The organism is Pseudonocardia sediminis (assembly GCF_004217185.1).
In the GTDB taxonomy this organism is placed as follows: domain Bacteria; phylum Actinomycetota; class Actinomycetes; order Mycobacteriales; family Pseudonocardiaceae; genus Pseudonocardia; species Pseudonocardia sediminis.
The window spans coordinates 5,136,384-5,152,400 of the sequence record NZ_SHKL01000001.1; the positions used below are offsets into that span (position 1 = coordinate 5,136,384).

At 72.1% G+C, this 16,017-nt stretch carries 16 protein-coding genes; 6 read left to right on the forward strand and 10 right to left on the reverse strand.

Annotated elements, in window-relative coordinates:
* Positions 1–243 precede the first annotated feature (243 nt).
* Positions 244–717, forward strand: a complete 474-nt coding sequence (locus tag EV383_RS24020; RefSeq protein ID WP_130292029.1) for a hypothetical protein — start codon at positions 244–246, stop codon at positions 715–717.
* Here the strand turns inward: EV383_RS24020 and EV383_RS24025 are convergent.
* Positions 714–1,859 carry an MAB_1171c family putative transporter gene (locus EV383_RS24025; RefSeq protein ID WP_130292030.1) on the reverse strand — a complete coding sequence of 382 codons (1,146 nt, stop codon included), beginning with the start codon at positions 1,857–1,859 and terminating at the stop codon, positions 714–716. The genes EV383_RS24020 and EV383_RS24025 overlap by 4 nt on opposite strands.
* Positions 1,850–2,365 carry a hypothetical protein gene (locus tag EV383_RS24030; protein WP_130292031.1) on the reverse strand — a complete coding sequence of 172 codons (516 nt, stop codon included), beginning with the start codon at positions 2,363–2,365 and terminating at the stop codon, positions 1,850–1,852. The genes EV383_RS24025 and EV383_RS24030 overlap by 10 nt, the downstream gene beginning before the upstream one ends.
* A 186-nt stretch (positions 2,366–2,551) precedes the next feature.
* Here EV383_RS24030 and EV383_RS24035 point away from each other — a divergent pair, with 186 nt between their 5' ends.
* Positions 2,552–2,860: an EthD family reductase gene (locus EV383_RS24035; RefSeq protein ID WP_130292032.1), complete on the forward strand. Its 309-nt coding sequence runs from the start codon at positions 2,552–2,554 to the stop codon at positions 2,858–2,860.
* A gap of 65 nt (positions 2,861–2,925) precedes the next feature.
* Here EV383_RS24035 and EV383_RS24040 read toward each other — a convergent pair whose 3' ends face one another.
* From EV383_RS24040 to EV383_RS24060, 5 genes are all read right to left on the reverse strand, one after another.
* Positions 2,926–3,984, reverse strand: coding sequence for a 3-isopropylmalate dehydrogenase (locus EV383_RS24040; RefSeq protein WP_130292033.1), 1,059 nt, complete (start codon positions 3,982–3,984; stop codon positions 2,926–2,928).
* 287 nt (positions 3,985–4,271) lie between these two features.
* Positions 4,272–5,885: a phosphoglycerate dehydrogenase gene (gene serA, locus EV383_RS24045; RefSeq protein WP_130292034.1), complete on the reverse strand. Its 1,614-nt coding sequence runs from the start codon at positions 5,883–5,885 to the stop codon at positions 4,272–4,274.
* 189 nt (positions 5,886–6,074) lie between these two features.
* Positions 6,075–7,079 (reverse strand): ketol-acid reductoisomerase, encoded by a 1,005-nt coding sequence (ilvC, locus tag EV383_RS24050; RefSeq protein ID WP_130292035.1) that lies wholly within the window; start codon positions 7,077–7,079, stop codon positions 6,075–6,077.
* 79 nt (positions 7,080–7,158) lie between these two features.
* On the reverse strand, positions 7,159–7,668 hold the full coding sequence (gene ilvN / locus EV383_RS24055) for an acetolactate synthase small subunit (RefSeq protein WP_207223643.1): 510 nt from the start codon (positions 7,666–7,668) through the stop codon (positions 7,159–7,161).
* Complete coding sequence (locus EV383_RS24060; protein WP_130292036.1) at positions 7,665–9,605, reverse strand: acetolactate synthase large subunit; 1,941 nt, start codon at positions 9,603–9,605, stop codon at positions 7,665–7,667. The genes ilvN and EV383_RS24060 overlap by 4 nt, the downstream gene beginning before the upstream one ends.
* Before the next feature lie 243 nt (positions 9,606–9,848).
* Here EV383_RS24060 and EV383_RS24065 point away from each other — a divergent pair, with 243 nt between their 5' ends.
* The 3 genes from EV383_RS24065 to EV383_RS24075 all read left to right on the forward strand — a co-directional run bounded on the left by EV383_RS24065 (position 9,849) and on the right by EV383_RS24075 (position 13,208).
* Positions 9,849–10,283: a PH domain-containing protein gene (locus EV383_RS24065; RefSeq protein ID WP_165438486.1), complete on the forward strand. Its 435-nt coding sequence runs from the start codon at positions 9,849–9,851 to the stop codon at positions 10,281–10,283.
* Positions 10,283–12,124 carry a dihydroxy-acid dehydratase gene (gene ilvD / locus EV383_RS24070; protein WP_130292038.1) on the forward strand — a complete coding sequence of 614 codons (1,842 nt, stop codon included), beginning with the start codon at positions 10,283–10,285 and terminating at the stop codon, positions 12,122–12,124. The genes EV383_RS24065 and ilvD overlap by 1 nt, the downstream gene beginning before the upstream one ends.
* 97 nt (positions 12,125–12,221) lie before the next feature.
* Positions 12,222–13,208: an aldo/keto reductase gene (locus EV383_RS24075; protein ID WP_130292039.1), complete on the forward strand. Its 987-nt coding sequence runs from the start codon at positions 12,222–12,224 to the stop codon at positions 13,206–13,208.
* Here EV383_RS24075 and EV383_RS31420 read toward each other — a convergent pair.
* Positions 13,172–13,570 carry a VC0807 family protein gene (locus EV383_RS31420; RefSeq protein WP_165438487.1) on the reverse strand — a complete coding sequence of 133 codons (399 nt, stop codon included), beginning with the start codon at positions 13,568–13,570 and terminating at the stop codon, positions 13,172–13,174. The two genes, EV383_RS24075 and EV383_RS31420, sit on opposite strands and share 37 nt — an antisense overlap.
* A gap of 36 nt (positions 13,571–13,606) precedes the next feature.
* Here EV383_RS31420 and EV383_RS24080 point away from each other — a divergent pair, with 36 nt between their 5' ends.
* On the forward strand, positions 13,607–14,446 hold the full coding sequence (locus EV383_RS24080; protein ID WP_165438488.1) for a PaaX family transcriptional regulator C-terminal domain-containing protein: 840 nt from the start codon (positions 13,607–13,609) through the stop codon (positions 14,444–14,446).
* 10 nt (positions 14,447–14,456) lie between these two features.
* On the opposite strand, the gene EV383_RS24085 is transcribed toward EV383_RS24080, so the two are convergent.
* Both EV383_RS24085 and EV383_RS24090 read right to left on the reverse strand, forming a co-directional pair.
* Positions 14,457–15,386, reverse strand: a complete 930-nt coding sequence (locus EV383_RS24085; RefSeq protein ID WP_165438489.1) for a phosphotransferase — start codon at positions 15,384–15,386, stop codon at positions 14,457–14,459.
* Positions 15,383–15,976 carry a DoxX family protein gene (locus EV383_RS24090; protein WP_130292042.1) on the reverse strand — a complete coding sequence of 198 codons (594 nt, stop codon included), beginning with the start codon at positions 15,974–15,976 and terminating at the stop codon, positions 15,383–15,385. Before EV383_RS24090 ends, EV383_RS24085 begins: the two co-directional genes overlap by 4 nt.
* Positions 15,977–16,017 lie beyond the last annotated feature (41 nt).

Sequence of the window (16,017 nt, forward strand, 5' to 3'; positions counted from 1 at the left end):
GCGGACGCCGGTCCGGCCCGGACGGCCGTTGCGGACCCCCCGCCACACGACCGCCCGGGACCGGACCGGGCCGGTGGTCGCACATCCCCCCGGCGCAGCCGTAGCCCCGCCCGGACCACCCGGTCGGTCAGTTCCCCCCGAGCTGAACCAACGGATCCTTTATAGCAGTTTATGATCGCCGGGCACCACCGTAGACTGCGTGATCTGATCATCGTCAGACCCGCGACGGAGGAGGAACGCGACGTGAGCGACGGGCAGTACGACCTCGCGGACAAGCTGGCCCGCCTGATGGACGCCGCCGGGAACCCGAGCACCGAGCGCCTCGCCGAGTCCATCCGGGACCACACCGGCACCAGCATCTCCGGCGCGTACCTGTGGCAGATCAAGCGCGGCAAGCGCGCCAACCTCACGCTGCAGCACCTGACGGCACTGAGCACGTACTTCTCGCACGAGCTCGGCGTCCGGATCACGCTGTCCTACTTCGACCCGACGACGCCGGTCGACCTGCCGTGGTCCGGGCCGGAGGCGGACGGGGACGACCGGGCCCGCGCCGAGCAGGACTTCTCCGACGCCATGCGCGACCGCGGTGTCCGCCGGATCGCCGCCCGGTACGGCTCGATGGACCCGGTGCAGCAGCGCCAGCTCCTCGCCATCGCCGACGCCATCGCCAACGTCCGCGACGAGACGGCCGACGACTCCGGGACCGTCGAGCCCTAGCCGGGCACCGCGGCGGCGTCGAAGCGCCGCGCCAGCCGGACCAGGGTGTCGGCGTCGTCGCGCCAGTCCACCGTGCCACCGCCCGGCGCCGTCTCCTGCTCGAGCCGGACGACCTCCGCCGGCGGCTGCTCGCCCGCCCGCCGGGCCCGCAGCGCGTCGCGGACCAGCGTGGCCTGCACCGACACGGCGACCTCGTCGGGGGACCCGCCGGCCCCGCGTTCCCGCGCGGCGGCCTCCCGCGCCACCGCCGCGTCGAGGTACGGGCCGAGCAGCACCAGGCCGTCCCGGATCTCGACGACCCGGCGGTAGAGGGCGCGTCCCGGACCCGGCGACCGCATCTTCAGCGCGAGCTCCGGGAACTCGGTGTGCAGCTCGCGCCACAGCGGCTCCAGCGTCCGCAGCGCCGCGCGCTGGGCCCGGATCCGCGGCACCTCGCGGATCACGCCGTCGACCAGCGGCACGATCGCCCCGACGACCAGCGCGAGGAACCCGGTCACCACCAGCGCACCGGTGATCGGGCGCATGTCCACCGGCACCGTCCCGAGCCCGGCCGTATACCGCAGGGTCGACGTGACGAGCGCGATCGCGCCCCCGAGCACCTGCAGGACGGCGCCGACCGCGATGACCACCAGGCTGATCCGCAGGACCCGCCGCGTCACCACCGGCAGGATCCGCCGGATGCGGTAGGCGATCGAGCCGGCGGCGTAGACCAGGTACGCCAGCGCCGGGACCGAGAACAGGAACACCGGCGTCCGGTCCCCGAAGCGTGCGGTGTCGTTGATGACCGGCCGGACGTCGGCCGGCGCGGACAGGTAGGCCGCCACGACCAGCGCGGACGCCACGACGGCCGCGACCAGCTCCCACCGGATCCGCCGGATCCCGGGGCGGCCGAGCTGCACGCTGACGAAGAACGAGAGCTGCACGAACGCGTTGACGATGTTGAGCAGGTTGTTGGGCAGTACCGGGATCAGCGAGCCGCCCGGGGCGTTGCGCAGCACCGAGCCGACCGACAGCAGCGTGATCGAGAGGGCGAAGAACCGGATCGGGACGTTCTCCGGCGCGCGGTAGGTCTGGATCCAGAGCAGGACCGCACCGGCGCAGAGCACCGCGGTGATCACGAGCATCACCGGCGTCAGCTCCACCAGCCGGGGCGGATCGTCAGCGACCCGTCCACACGGGACCCGGCCGGCTCCACACCGGACGCTCCGCCGTCGGACAGCAGGCCCATCCCCTCCCCCAGGATCGACGCGATCAGCTCGGCCTCGCGCTCGTTGGCCGCGTCGTAACAGGTCCGGCGCAGGCGCCGGGCGCTCCCCGCTCCGCCGGGCACGTCCGGGAGGATCTGCTCGTCCTCCTCGGCCGTGGAGTCGCCGCCGTGACCGGCGACGATGTGGCCGACCTCGTGCAGGACGATGTGGTCCTGGTGGGCCCGCGACGTCCGGGACTGGTAGGCGATGACGTCGACGTCGTCGGTCTCGAACCAGACGCCGAACGGGCCGGGGACGGCGAGCTCCCACGGCATCAGCCGCAGCTCCCGGCCCCGGTGCGCGCCGAGACGACGGCACAGCTCGGTGACGTCGATCGGTGGCCGGACGTCGAGGTCGCGCAGCAGCCTCCGGCACCGCCATCGCAGTCGCCGCTCGCCCATCGCCGTTCCCCCAGCCGGTGGCCCGCCACTCCTGTCCCGCGGGTCACGATAGCGCGGGGGACGACGATGATCACGGCCGGTCGTTCCACATCGTGGGATCCGGTAGGCAGCGCGGCGGTCATGCGTTAGGGATGGCACAGACCCCCCGCACCGAGGCGGGCGGGCCCGATCGCCGGAGGTATTTCCGTGTACCAGCTGACCGCCCTGTACAACCACCCCGAGGACCCGGCGGCGTTCGACAAGCACTACGACAACGTGCACGCGCCGCTCGCGAAGAAGCTGCCGGGCCTGCAGCGCTTCTCCGTCGCCCGCCCGGGCCCCGGCCCGGACGGTGCCAAGCCGCCGTACCACCTCGTCGCCGTGCTGGAGTTCGCGGACGAGGCCTCGTTCGGTGCGGGCATGGGCGGACCCGAGGGCCAGGCCGCCGTCGCCGACCTGGAGAACTTCGCCGGGGCCGGCGTCGCGCTGCTGACCGGCGAGTCGAACGTCGTCTGAGACCACCGGACACGAAAGAGGGGCGGCCGCGGATCTCCGCGGCCGCCCCTCTCGTGTGCGAGTGCCTAGCGCCCCTGCAGCGGAGCCGACGGCGCGACCTCGCGGCTGCTGACCAGTGCGGCCAGGCGGTCGCCGATCGACGAGGTGTTGCCGGTCGCGCTGTGGTCGCGGGTGGCCAGGTCGAACGCGACCGCCGCCTCGATCCGTCGCGCCGAGTCCTGGTGACCCAGGTGGTCGAGCAGCAGAGCGACCGAGAGCACCGCGGCCGTCGGGTCGGCGATGCCCTGCCCGGCGATGTCCGGCGCGCTGCCGTGCACCGGCTCGAACATGCTCGGGTTGGTGCGGCTGGCGTCGATGTTGCCGCTGGCGGCCATGCCGATGCCGCCGGTGACCGCGGCCGCGAGGTCGGTGAGGATGTCGCCGAACAGGTTGTCGGTGACGATCACGTCGTAGCGGCCCGGGTCGGTGACCAGGTGGATCGTGGTCGAGTCGACGTGCTGGTAGGCGACCGAGACGTTCGGGTGCTCCAGCGACACCTCCTCCACGATCCGCGACCACAGGGCGCCGGCGTAGGTGAGCACGTTCGTCTTGTGCACGAGCGTGAGGTGCTTGCGCGGGCGCCGCTCGGCGCGGGTGAACGCGTCACGGACGACGCGCTCGATGCCGAAGGCGGTGTTCTGGCTGACCTCGGTCGCGATCTCGTGCGGGGTGTCCTTGCGCAGGAGACCGCCGGTGCCGACGTAGGGGCCCTCGGTGCCCTCGCGCACGACCACGAGGTCGATCTCCGGGTTGCCGACCAGCGGGCCGCGCACACCGGGGTAGAGCCGCGCCGGGCGCAGGTTCACGTGGTGGTCGAGCTCGAAGCGCAGCCGCAGCAGCAGCCCGCGCTCGAGGATGCCGCTGGGCACCGAAGGGTCGCCGACGGCGCCGAGCAGGATCGCGTCGTGACCCTTGAGCTCGGTCAGCACGGTCTCCGGCAGCAGCTCACCGGTGGAGTGCCAGCGGGCCGCGCCGAGGTCGTAGTTGGTGGTCTCGACGTCCGGAACGACCTCGGTGAGGACCTTCAGTGCCTCGTCGACGACCTCGGGACCGATTCCGTCGCCGGGGATGACCGCAAGGCGCATGCCTGATGTCCTCTCTTCACGGGGCGTCACCGCACGCTACAAGCAGCGGGCGCATGATCATGACGCCGGCCACCCGATCGATATACCCCGATCGGGCGATCCACCACGCGAACCCGGTCCCCGCAGTGGGCACTCGCGGCGCGACACGCCGCGAGTGGGCCACATTCTGCCGGTCGGCGCAGCGGGCCTCGCATCCAGGGGTTCCGTGCGACCGTCGGGCGCCCGTTGCGGTGCCCCGCAACGGATGTCCTTCCCACCGGGCGGACGCTCGGCGCCGCGCCGGGGGCTCAGTCGTCGAAGGAGATCAGGCGCGTTGTGCGGGCCCCGACCGAGGCGCCGATCGGCTCCAGCACCGCCGGGTCGATCTGGCGGTCCACGCGCAGCAGCATGATCGCGTCCGTGCCGTCCGTGGTCTGCGAGATCTGCGCGGCCTCGATGTTCACCGCGGCCTCGCCGAGCAGCGAGCCGACGCGGCCCATGACGCCCGGGCGGTCGGTGTACTCCAGGAGCACGACCTCGCCCTCGGCGCGCAGGTCGAAGTGCCGGCCGTTGATCTCGACGAGCTTCTCGACCTCCGCGCGCCCGGTCAGCGTTCCGGAGACGGTGACCGACTCGCCGTCGGACATCGCGGCGCGCAGCTGCACGACACTGCGGTGGTTGGCGCTCTCCGGGGCGGTGGTCAGCTCGACGGTGACGCCGCGCTCCTGCGCCAGCGCCGGGACGTTGACGAACGTGACCTGGTCCTCGACGACGTGGGCGAACACGCCGCGCAGCGCGGCCAGCGAGAGCACCGAGACGTCCTCGTCGGCGAGCTCGCCGGAGACGTCGACGGTGATCGAGGTCGGGGTCCCGCCGGCGACGGCCTGCAGCGTGGTGCCCAGCTTCTGCACCAGCGGCAGCCACGGCCGCACCTCGTCGCCGACCGAGCCGTTGATCTGGACGTTCACCGCGTCCGGCACGAACTCCCCGGCCAGCGCCAGCTGCACCGACTTCGCGACGTCGGTGCCCGCGCGGTCCTGGGCCTCGTCGGTGGAGGCGCCCAGGTGCGGGGTGACGACGATGTTCTCCACCTCGAACAGCGGGCTCGACGTGGTCGGTTCGGTGACGTAGACGTCCACACCGGCCCCGCCGACGTGCCCCGAACGGACCGCCTCGGCGAGCGCCTGCTCGTCGACCAGCCCTCCGCGCGCGGCGTTGACGATGATCACGCCCGGCTTGGTGATCGCGAGCTGGTCCTTGCCGATCAGGCCCAGGGTCTCCGGGGTCTTCGGCAGGTGGATCGAGATCGCGTCCGCGGTGCGCAGCAGGTCGTCGAGGTCGAGCAGCTCGATCCCGAGCTGGGCCGCGCGCGCCTTGGAGATGTAGGGGTCGTAGGCGACGAGCTCGACACCGAACGCGGCCAGGCGCTGCGCGACCAGCTGACCGATCTTGCCCAGGCCGACGATGCCGACGGTCTTGCCGTTGATCTCGGTGCCGGTGTAGCTGCTGCGCTTCCACTGGCCCTGGCGCAGGCTCGCGTCCGCGGCCGGGATGTGGCGGGCGGCGGAGAGCAGCAGCGCGATCGCGTGCTCGGCGGCGGAGACGATGTTCGACGTCGGCGCGTTGACGACCATGACGCCGTGCGCGGTCGCGGCGGCGACGTCGACGTTGTCGAGACCCACACCCGCGCGCGCGACGATCTGGAGCCGGGTGGACGCGGCCAGGGCCTCGGCGTCGACCTGCGTCGCCGAGCGCACGAGCAGCGCGTCGGCGTCCGCGATGGCCTCGAGAAACGCGCGACGGTCGGTGCCGTCGACCTCGCGGATCTCGACGTCGTCGCCGAGCATCGCGACCGCGGACGGCGCGAGCTTCTCGGCGAGGAGGACGACTGGGCGGGTCTGATCGGTGGCGGCGTTGCTCACGATGCTGCGGTGCTCCCCGGAATCGGGTCGTGACACTGGGCTTCGGACGGCCGTGATTCTAGCGCCGAACGCGAGGCTCCCCCGCCGGAACCGTTCGTCCGGAGGGGACACCCCAGGACATGCGAACGGCACCCTCGTCGGAATCTTTCCGACGAGGGTGCCGTACGTTGCGCGCGGAGAGCGTGAGGCCTACTGGGCCTTGGTGCCCACCCAGCTCATGAGGCCGCGGAGCTTCTCGCCGACCTGCTCGATGGAGTGCTCGGCGCCCTCCTTCTGGAGGCGGTCGAAGTTCGGCCGGCCGTTCTCGTCCTCGGCCACCCACTCGCGGGCGAACGTGCCGTCCTGCACCTCGGTGAGGATCTTGCGCATCTCGTCCTTCACGGCCGGGGTGATGACGCGCGGGCCGCGGGTGAGGTCGCCGTACTCGGCGGTGTCGGAGATGGAGAAGCGCTCGTTGGTGATGCCACCCTCGTACATCAGGTCGACGATCAGCTTGAGCTCGTGCAGGCACTCGAAGTAGGCGATCTCGGGGGCGTAGCCCGCCTCGGTCAGCACCTCGAAGCCGGTCTGGACCAGCGCGGCGGCACCGCCGCAGAGGACGGCCTGCTCACCGAACAGGTCGGTCTCGGTCTCCTCCTTGAACGTGGTCTCGATGACGCCCGCGCGGGCGCCACCGATCCCGGCCGCGTAGGAGAGCGCGAGGGCCTTGGCGTTGCCGGAGGCGTCCTGCTCGACCGCGATCAGGCACGGCACGCCCTTGCCGTCGACGTACTGACGGCGGACCAGGTGACCCGGGCCCTTCGGCGCGACCATGGCGACGTCGACGTCCGACGGCGGCTTGATCAGGTCGTAGCGGATGTTGAAGCCGTGCCCGAAGAAGATCGCGTCGCCGCTCTTGAGGTTGGGCGCGATGTCGTCGGCGTAGATGAAGCGCTGCTTGGTGTCCGGCGCCAGGACCATGATCACGTCGGCCCACGCCGACGCCTCGGCCGGCGTGACGACCTCGAGGCCCTCGTCGGCGGCCTTCTGCCGGGACTTCGAGCCCTCCGGCAGGCCGATCTTGACCTCGACGCCCGAGTCGCGCAGCGACAGCGAGTGCGCGTGCCCCTGCGACCCGTAGCCGATCACGGCGACCTTGCGGCCCTGGATGATCGACAGGTCTGCGTCGGCGTCGTAGTAGATGTTCACAGCCATGATGCGGTGTGGATCCTTCCCAGCGTCAATGTTGCGGTAAGTCGGGGGCCGGCGGAGCCGGCGGGTGGGTGAGTGCTGTCTAGCGGACGGCCGCGGCGGTGATGGAGCGGGGCCCACGGCCCACCGCGACCATCCCGGACTTGACCATCTCGCGGATGCCGTACGGCTCGAGCATGCGCAGCAGCGCGTTGAGCTTGTCCGAGGTACCGGTGGCCTCGACGGTGACCGCCTCCGGGGAGACGTCGACGACCTTGGCCCGGAACATCTGCACGGTCTCGAGGACCTGGCTGCGCACCGTGGAGTCGGCCCGGACCTTGACCAGCAGCAGCTCGCGCTGCACCGAGGCGTCCGGCTCGAGCTCGACGATCTTGATCACGTGCACGAGCTTGTTGAGCTGCTTGGTGACCTGCTCCATCGGCAGCTCGTCGACCTCGACCACGATCGTCATCCGGGAGACGTCCGGGTGCTCGGTCGGGCCGACGGCCAGGGAGTTGATGTTGAACCCGCGCCGGGAGAACAGCCCCGACACCCGGGCCAGGACGCCCGGCTTGTCCTCGACGAGGACCGAGAGGGTGTGCAGCTCGGTCACTTCTCGCCCTCCAGGGCCTGCTCGGTGACGTCGGAGACGTCGTCGATCGACGCGGCCAGCTCGTCGCCGTCGAACTCGGGACGGATGTCGCGCGAGACCTTGATCTCGTCGTTGCTCGTGCCGGCGGCCACCATCGGCCACACCTGGGCGTCCGCCCCGACCACGAACTCCACCACGACCGGACGGTCGTTGATCTCCATTGCCTGGTGGATGACGCGGTCGACGTCCTCCTTGGACTCGACCCGCAGCCCCACGCAGCCCATCGCCTCGGCCAGCATCGGGAAGTCCGGGATGCGCAGCTTGTGGGTGTTGAGGTTCGTGTTGGAGTAGCGCTCGCCGTAGAACAGGTTCTGCCACTGCCGGACCATGCCCAGGTTGCCGTTGTTGATCACGGCGACCTTGATCGGGATGCCCTCGATGGCGCAGGTGGCGAGCTCCTGGTTGGTCATCTGGAAGCAGCCGTCGCCGTCGATGCACCACACGACGGTGTCCGGCTCGCCGACCTTGGCGCCCATCGCGGCCGGGACCGCGTAGCCCATGGTCCCGAGGCCACCGGAGTTCAGCCAGGTCCGCGGCTTCTCGTAGCGGACGAACTGCGCCGCCCACATCTGGTGCTGCCCGACGCCGGCGGCGTAGATCGCGTCCGGGCCGGCGATGGCGCCGATCCGCTCGATCACGTACTCCGGCGACAGCGAGCCGTCGGCCGGGTCGTCGTAGCCGAGCGGGTAGCGGTCGCGCAGCCCGCCGACCTGCTTCCACCAGGACGTCAGGTCCGGCTCGCCGTGCTCGGCACGGTCGGCGCGCACGGCCTCGACCAGCTCGGCGATGACCTCCTTGCAGTCGCCCACGATCGGGACGTCGGCGCGGCGGTTCTTGGAGATCTCGGCCGGGTCGATGTCGGCGTGCACGACCTTGGCGCCGGGCGCGAAGCTCTCCAGCTTGCCGGTGACCCGGTCGTCGAACCGGGACCCGAGCGCGACCAGCAGGTCCGAGCGCTGCATGGCCGCCACCGCGGCGACGGTGCCGTGCATGCCGGGCATGCCCAGGTGCAGCGGGTGGCTGTCCGGGAACACGCCGCGGGCCATCAGCGTGGTGACGACGGGTGCCCCGGTCAGCTCGGCGAGCTCCTTGAGCTCGTCGGCGGCCTCGGCCTTGAGCACGCCGCCGCCGACGTAGAGCACCGGCTTGGACGACTCACGGATGAGACGCGCGGCCTCGCGGATCTGCTTGCCGTGCGGCCGGGTCGTCGGCCGGTAGCCGGGCAGCTGCAGCTCCGGGGGCCAGGAGAAGGTCGTCGCCTCCTGCAGGACGTCCTTCGGGATGTCGACCAGGACGGGTCCGGGCCGGCCGGTGGACGCCAGGTGGAAGGCCTCGGCGATCGCGCGCGGGATCTCCGCGGCGTCGGTCACCAGCATGTTGTGCTTGGTCACCGGCAGGGTGATGCCGGTGATGTCGGCCTCCTGGAAGGCGTCGGTGCCGATCAGCGGACGGCTCTGCTGACCGGTGATGGCCACCAGCGGCACCGAGTCCATGTGCGCGTCCGCGATCGGGGTGACCAGGTTCGTGGCCCCCGGCCCGGACGTCGCCATGCAGACCCCGACCTTGCCGGTGGCCTGCGCGTACCCGGTCGCCGCATGGCCCGCGCCCTGCTCGTGGCGGACGAGGATGTGGCGGACCTTCTCCGAGTCCAGCAGCGGGTCGTAGGCCGGGAGGATCGTGCCGCCCGGGAGACCGAACACGACCTCGCAGCCGATCTCCTCGAGCGAGCGGACGAGGGACTGCGCCCCGGTCATCGGCTCGTTGTCGACGCGCGGGCCGGGAACGGTCGCCTCGCCGCGCACGGCGGCCGGGGAGTCGCTCCGCTGGGTGGCCGTGCGGCCGGGCGGCGGTGCCGGTTTCGGCCCGGCGGACCCGGTTCGGGAGGGTGCGGTGGTCATCTCGGTCTGCCTCGCTGGAGATCGGTTCGAGCAGGTGTGAACATGAAAAAACCCCCGCCGCCCGGTTGTGGGCTGGTGCGAGGGTGGGCGCGTCGTCGTCCGAGAACGGACTGCTCAGGCGTCGACGCGCCCGGGAAGTACGAGAATTCGGATGACGGACATGGGCTCGACGCTAGCACGCAGGTCACACCGGCCGTCAACGGCCTGCGAGCCTGCTCACCCCTCCGGTGCGAGAATGGCGCCGTGAGCAGCACCGACCCGTCCACCCCGGCCGAGACCGACGCCGAGAGCGCCCCCGCCCCGCCGCCGCGGCTGGTCTTCAAGCACTCCGCGCTGGGGATCCTGGCCGGCGCCCTGTTCGTCGTCTGCGCGCTGCCGCTGATGCTGTCGGTGCCGTACTTCTGGCTGGTCCTGCTGGTGCCGGTCGGCTTCGCGGTGTGGCTGCTGCGCGTCCGGACCACGGTGGACACCGACTCGGTCACGGCACGGTCGTTCCGCGGCTCGCGGCGCGTACCGTGGGACGACATCAGCTCGCTGCGCCTGGGCGCACGGTCCAGTGTCAGCGCGGTGCTGAAGGACGACACCGAGCTACCGCTCCCGGCCGTCCACCTCCGAGACCTGCCCGCGCTGGCCGTCGTCAGCGGGGGCCGTATTTCCGACCCGGCTGGAGACCTCTGATGCCCGCCCTCCGTTCCCGTGTCACCACCCACGGCCGCAACGCCGCCGGAGCGCGTTCGCTCTGGCGCGCGACCGGGATGGGCGACGACGACTTCGGCAAGCCGATCGTGGCGATCGCGAACTCCTACACCCAGTTCGTGCCCGGCCACGTGCACCTCAAGGACATGGGCGACCTCGTCGCCGGTGCCATCCGCGAGGCCGGCGGGGTCTCCAAGGAGTTCAACACGATCGCCGTCGACGACGGCATCGCGATGGGCCACGGCGGGATGCTCTACTCGCTGCCCAGCCGCGAGATCATCTCCGACTCCGTCGAGTACATGGTCAACGGCCACGCCGCGGACGCGCTGGTCTGCATCTCCAACTGCGACAAGATCACGCCCGGGATGCTCAACGCCGCGATGCGGCTCAACATCCCGACCGTGTTCGTCTCCGGCGGGCCGATGGAGGCCGGCAAGGCCGTCGTCGTCGGTGGCGTCGCGCAGGCCCCGACCGACCTGATCACCGCGATCTCGGCGTCCGCATCGAGTGACGTCGACGAGGCGGGACTCACCGAGGTGGAGCGCTCCGCGTGCCCGACCTGCGGTTCCTGCTCCGGGATGTTCACCGCGAACTCGATGAACTGCCTGACCGAGGCGCTCGGCCTCGCGCTGCCCGGCAACGGCTCGACGCTGGCCACGCACGCGGCGCGCAAGGAGCTCTTCCTCAATGCCGGCCGGACCGTGATGGATCTGGCCACCCGCTGGTACCGCGACGACGACGCGTCGGTCCTGCCGCGGAACATCGCGACCAAGGAGGCGTTCGAGAACGCGATGGCGCTCGACGTCGCCATGGGCGGCTCGACGAACACGGTGCTGCACATCCTCGCCGCCGCGCAGGAGGGCGAGATCGCGTTCACCCTCGCCGACATCGACGCGATCTCGCGCCGGGTGCCGTGCCTGAGCAAGGTCGCACCGAACTCCGACTACCACATGGAGGACGTGCACCGGGCCGGCGGAATCCCCGCCATCCTGGGCGAGCTCTACCGCGGCGGGCTGCTCAACACCGACGTCCACACGGTGCACTCGCCGACGATGGAGCAGTGGCTGGGCGAGTGGGACATCCGTGCGGAGTCCCCGTCCGAGACCGCCATCGAGCTCTACCACGCCGCCCCCGGCGGGGTCCGGACCACCGAGGCGTTCTCGACCACCAACCGCTGGTCCTCCCTCGACACCGACGCCGCGGGCGGCTGCATCCACGACGTGGAGCACGCGTTCTCCGCCGACGGCGGCCTGGCCGTGCTGCACGGCAACCTCGCCGAGAAGGGTGCCGTGATCAAGACGGCCGGCATCCCGGAGGACATCTGGAACTTCGAGGGCCCGGCCGTGGTCCTGGAGAGCCAGGAGGACGCCGTCTCGGCGATCCTGAAGAAGGAGATCAAGCCGGGTGACGTGCTCGTCATCCGCTACGAGGGCCCGGCCGGCGGTCCGGGGATGCAGGAGATGCTGCACCCGACGGCGTTCCTCAAGGGCGCGGGCCTGGGCAAGGTCTGCGCACTCGTCACCGACGGCCGGTTCTCCGGCGGTTCGAGTGGCATCTCGGTCGGGCACATCTCCCCCGAGGCCGCGCACGGCGGGACGATCGGGCTGGTGGAGAACGGCGACCGAGTCGCGCTCGACGTCCGGGCACGCAGCCTGACGCTGCTCGTCGACGACGACGTGCTCGCCGAGCGCCGCGCCAAGATGGAGGCCTCCGAGCGTCCGTGGCAGCCGGTGGACCGCGACCGCGTCGTGTCCAAGGCCCTGCGCGCCTACGCGGCCCTGACCACCTCGGCCGACACCGGCGCCGTCCGCGAGGTGCGCTGACGCGCCCGTGCGCGGATATCGCTGCCAGAGCAGCGATATCCGCGCACGACCGTCCCGAGTTGCGTTCGAGCGCGCTCGAAGGCCTAGCGTCACCCGTATGACGATCGGAACACGGCAGCTGGGCTCACTCACCGTCTCCTCGCAGGGGCTCGGGTGCATGGGCATGAGCCAGGCCTACGGGGACACCTCCGACCGGACCGAGTCGATCGCGACGATCCACCGGGCCCTCGAGCTCGGCGTGACGCTGCTCGACACCGCGAACGTCTACGGCTCCGGCGCGAACGAGGAGCTGGTCGGGCAGGCGATCGCCGACCGTCGCGACCAGGTCGTCCTCGCGACGAAGTTCGGCATCGTCCGCGACGCCGAGGGCAACCAGTCCGCGCAGGGCGACCCGGACTACGTGCGGCAGTGCTGCGACGAGTCGCTGCGCCGCCTGGGCGTCGACCACATCGACCTCTACTACCAGCACCGGATCGACTCCGACGTCCCGACCGAGGACACCGTCGGAGCACTCGCGGAGCTGATCGAGGCGGGCAAGATCCGTCACTACGGGCTCTCCGAGTGCGGCGCCGACACGATCCGCCGCGCACACGCCGTGCACCCGGTGACCGCGGTGCAGAGCGAGTGGTCGCTGTGGACGCGCGGCATCGAGGACACCGTCGCGCCGACGTGCGCCGAGCTCGGCATCGGCGTCGTGCCGTTCTCCCCGCTGGGACGCGGGTTCCTCACCGGCGCGATCACCTCGGCCGCCCAGCTCGGCGAGGGCGACATGCGCAAGGGCATGCCCCGCTTCGGTGAGGACAACATGGCGGCGAACCTGGCCATCGTCGACGCGCTGAAGGTGCTGGCGGACGAGCGTGGCGTGACGGCCGGGCAGCTCGCCCTGGCCTGGGTGCAGAGCCGCGGGGAGAACGTCGTCCCGATCCCGGGCACGAAGCGCCGCACCTACCTGGAGCAGAACGTCACGGCCGCGGAGCTGGAGCTGACCGCGGACGAGATCGCCGCGATCGAGGCCGCCGCTCCCCCGGAGGCCGTCGCCGGCGACCGCTACCCCGCCCACCTGCAGCGCAACGTGGGTCGCTGAGCGAGCCACTCATGCGGTTTCGGTGCCGCTACGGCGAGCTGAAACCGCAGGAGCACGATCCCCCACACCGCCGTCAGCACGACCTGGGTCCGGCGGAAGCCCGCGTACCGCCACAGCCCGTTCCACCACTGGATCCGTGCCGGCGCACCGCCGGTGGCGAAGCGGCGGCCGAAGTAGAACATCAACGGGTGTGGCGCCACGGCCGGCGCCCCGAGCAGGATCAGCCCGAACAGCGCCGTCTCCACCGACTCCTCGACCAGGAACAGACGCGGGTCGGAGAAGATCGACGACGTGACGACGCCGACGGCCAGGAACGCCAGCACGATGACGCTGAACTCGTCGACGCGGCGGCTGAGCACCATCGTGACCGTCCTGATGTGACGAGAGGCTTCACGAGCGTGAGCGAAAGTGTAGGGCCAACGGCGGGATCATCGCGACCCCGGCGGAGCCCGACGAGCGGTCTCGTCGCCACGCTGTTCCAGCTCTCCGGGCGCAGCGAGCTCCCCGGCGTCGCGCTCGTCGCGCTGCTCGGCGAGTTCGGGCTCAGCACGGCCGCGGCCCGGCGGCACCTGGCCCGGATGCGCGACGACGGGCAGCTGGCCGGGGTCCGGTCCGGGCGGGGCACCACCTACCGGATGGCCGGGCCGTTCGGTCGTCGCGTCGTGCAGCTCGGCGAGGAGATCGGGACCGGCCCGCCGGTCTGGGAGGGTCACTTCCACGCGTTGCTGTTCGCCGTACCGGAGAGCCGGCGGCCCTACCGGGACCGGCTGCGGCGGGTCGCGTCGCTGGTCGGGTACGGCCAGCTGCAGGCGGGCGTGCTGATCAGCGTCGGGGACCGGTCGGCCCAGATCGCGGAGGTCCTCGCCGAGTGTCCCGACGACGCCCGCGTCACCCGGGCGACGATCTCCCTGGACACCGCGGAGGCCGCTCGGGTGGCGATCCCGGCCTGGGACCTCGACGACGTCGCCGCCACGCTCGCCGGGCACGCCGACACACTCGAGTCGGTGCTCGCCGAGGACACCGCGCCGGCCGCGGACGGTGCGACCATGCGGCGGTTCGGGGAGCTGTTCAACGCCGTGTTCATCGACCTGGTCCGGGACCCGCGGCTGCCGGAAGAGCTGCGCCCGCCGGACTGGCCGTACCACCGTCTGCTGGTCGCGATGGACGAGGTGCGCCACCGCTTCGGCCCGCCCGCCGTCGAGTTCCTGCAGACCCGCCTGGAAGAGCTGGACCGCTGAGGCGGCCGGATCAGCCGAGGGCGGACAGGGCAGGGCCGAGGCGGTCCAGTGCGGCCGCGGCGACGGTCGTCATGCCGTGGACGCGGTCGGGGCCCTGGTGGTCGGCGGCGAAGCCGAGGTACTGCAGGTGCGCCTGGAACGTCCCCCACTCCCGCTCGACGGCGACGAGCTCCGGCGGGTCGGCACCGCCGAGGCCGTGGGCGAGTCCGGCGGCGAGGGTGTCGGTGTAGGCGTCCGGCACCGGGTGCGGTTCGGCGTCCGCGGGGCCGGACGGGTCCGGGGCGCGCAGGACCGCGACGTCGAGGCCGGCGGGGGCGACGCGGGCGTTGCCCCAGTCGATCAGCACCGGGCCGTCCGGGTCGAGCAGCACGTTGCCGCGGTGGGCGTCGCCGTGGCACAGCGTCCTCGGCAGCACGGTCAGGGCCCGGCCGACGCGCTCGTCGGTCGCCCAGGGGCGCACGGTCGCGGCGGCCTCGACGAGAGCGGCGCCGTCCAGCGCGGTGAGCACGGTCGTGCACAGCCGCCGCCACCACGCCGGGTCGACGACGGGGACCCCGCGCGGGCGGTTGCGGCGCCAGTGGGCGTGCACCCGTGCCAGCGTCGCCCAGATCTCGTCCGGCGCCGGGCCCTGCGCCGGTGCGGGCGGGCCGGGGTGATGGGTCTGGACCAGCCAGTCCGGACCCGAGGCCAGCATCCGCGGCCGGTCCACCCCGACCACGACGGCGACCGCCCGCAGGGCGGCGACCTCCTCCGGCCGGGCGGCCTTGAGCACCACCGAGCGGCCGTCGTCGAGGTCCACCCGCTCGACCGCCGAGGAGACGTATCCGCCGGTCAGCGCCTCGCGGCGCAGGATCGCCGGGGTGGTGCGGGTGCGGCGAGCCAGGGCTCGCAACCACACGTCGTCGGGCGGCAGGGCGCCGGCGGAGACCGCGGCGCTCACCGGCGCAGGAGCAGCAGCACGGCCAGCGCCACCCCGACGCCGATGAACAGCGAGAGCCACGCGTAGGGCAGCGGGCGGCGCTGCCAGGTCCGTCCGGAGTCCAGCGAGACACGACCGGCCCCGGCGAACAGCAGGGCCGCCGCGCCGCCGCCGAGCAGCAGGTTCAGCTCCAGCGAGTTCGCGCCGTCCGCGGCGAAGAGCGGCACGCCGCCCCAGGTCACCGCCACCGCGACGATCTTGGTGGCGAGCAGCCCGGCCGCCGTGATCGGCGTCATCAGACCGACGACGAGGAAGATCCCGAGCACGAGCTGCCCGATCCCGAGTCCCCAGGCCAGCGTCGAGCCGTGCACGACGAACCCGAGACCGGACACGACGCGGGTGGTCTCGTCCAGGCCCAGCCCGCCGAGCACGCCGAACACCTTCTGCGCCCCGTGCGCGGCGAAGATCCCGCCGACGACCAGGCGCAGGATCAGCAGCCCGATGTCGTAGGAGCCGTGCGCCGGGACCGGGAGCCGCTGCGGGGCCGTCTTCTCCGGCGGCTCGGTCCCGCCGATCGAACCCCAGTCGTACTGCTGGGTGGGCTGGGTCATGCGGGCGAGGCTACCGCTCGGCGGGCCCGCGTCGACGCATT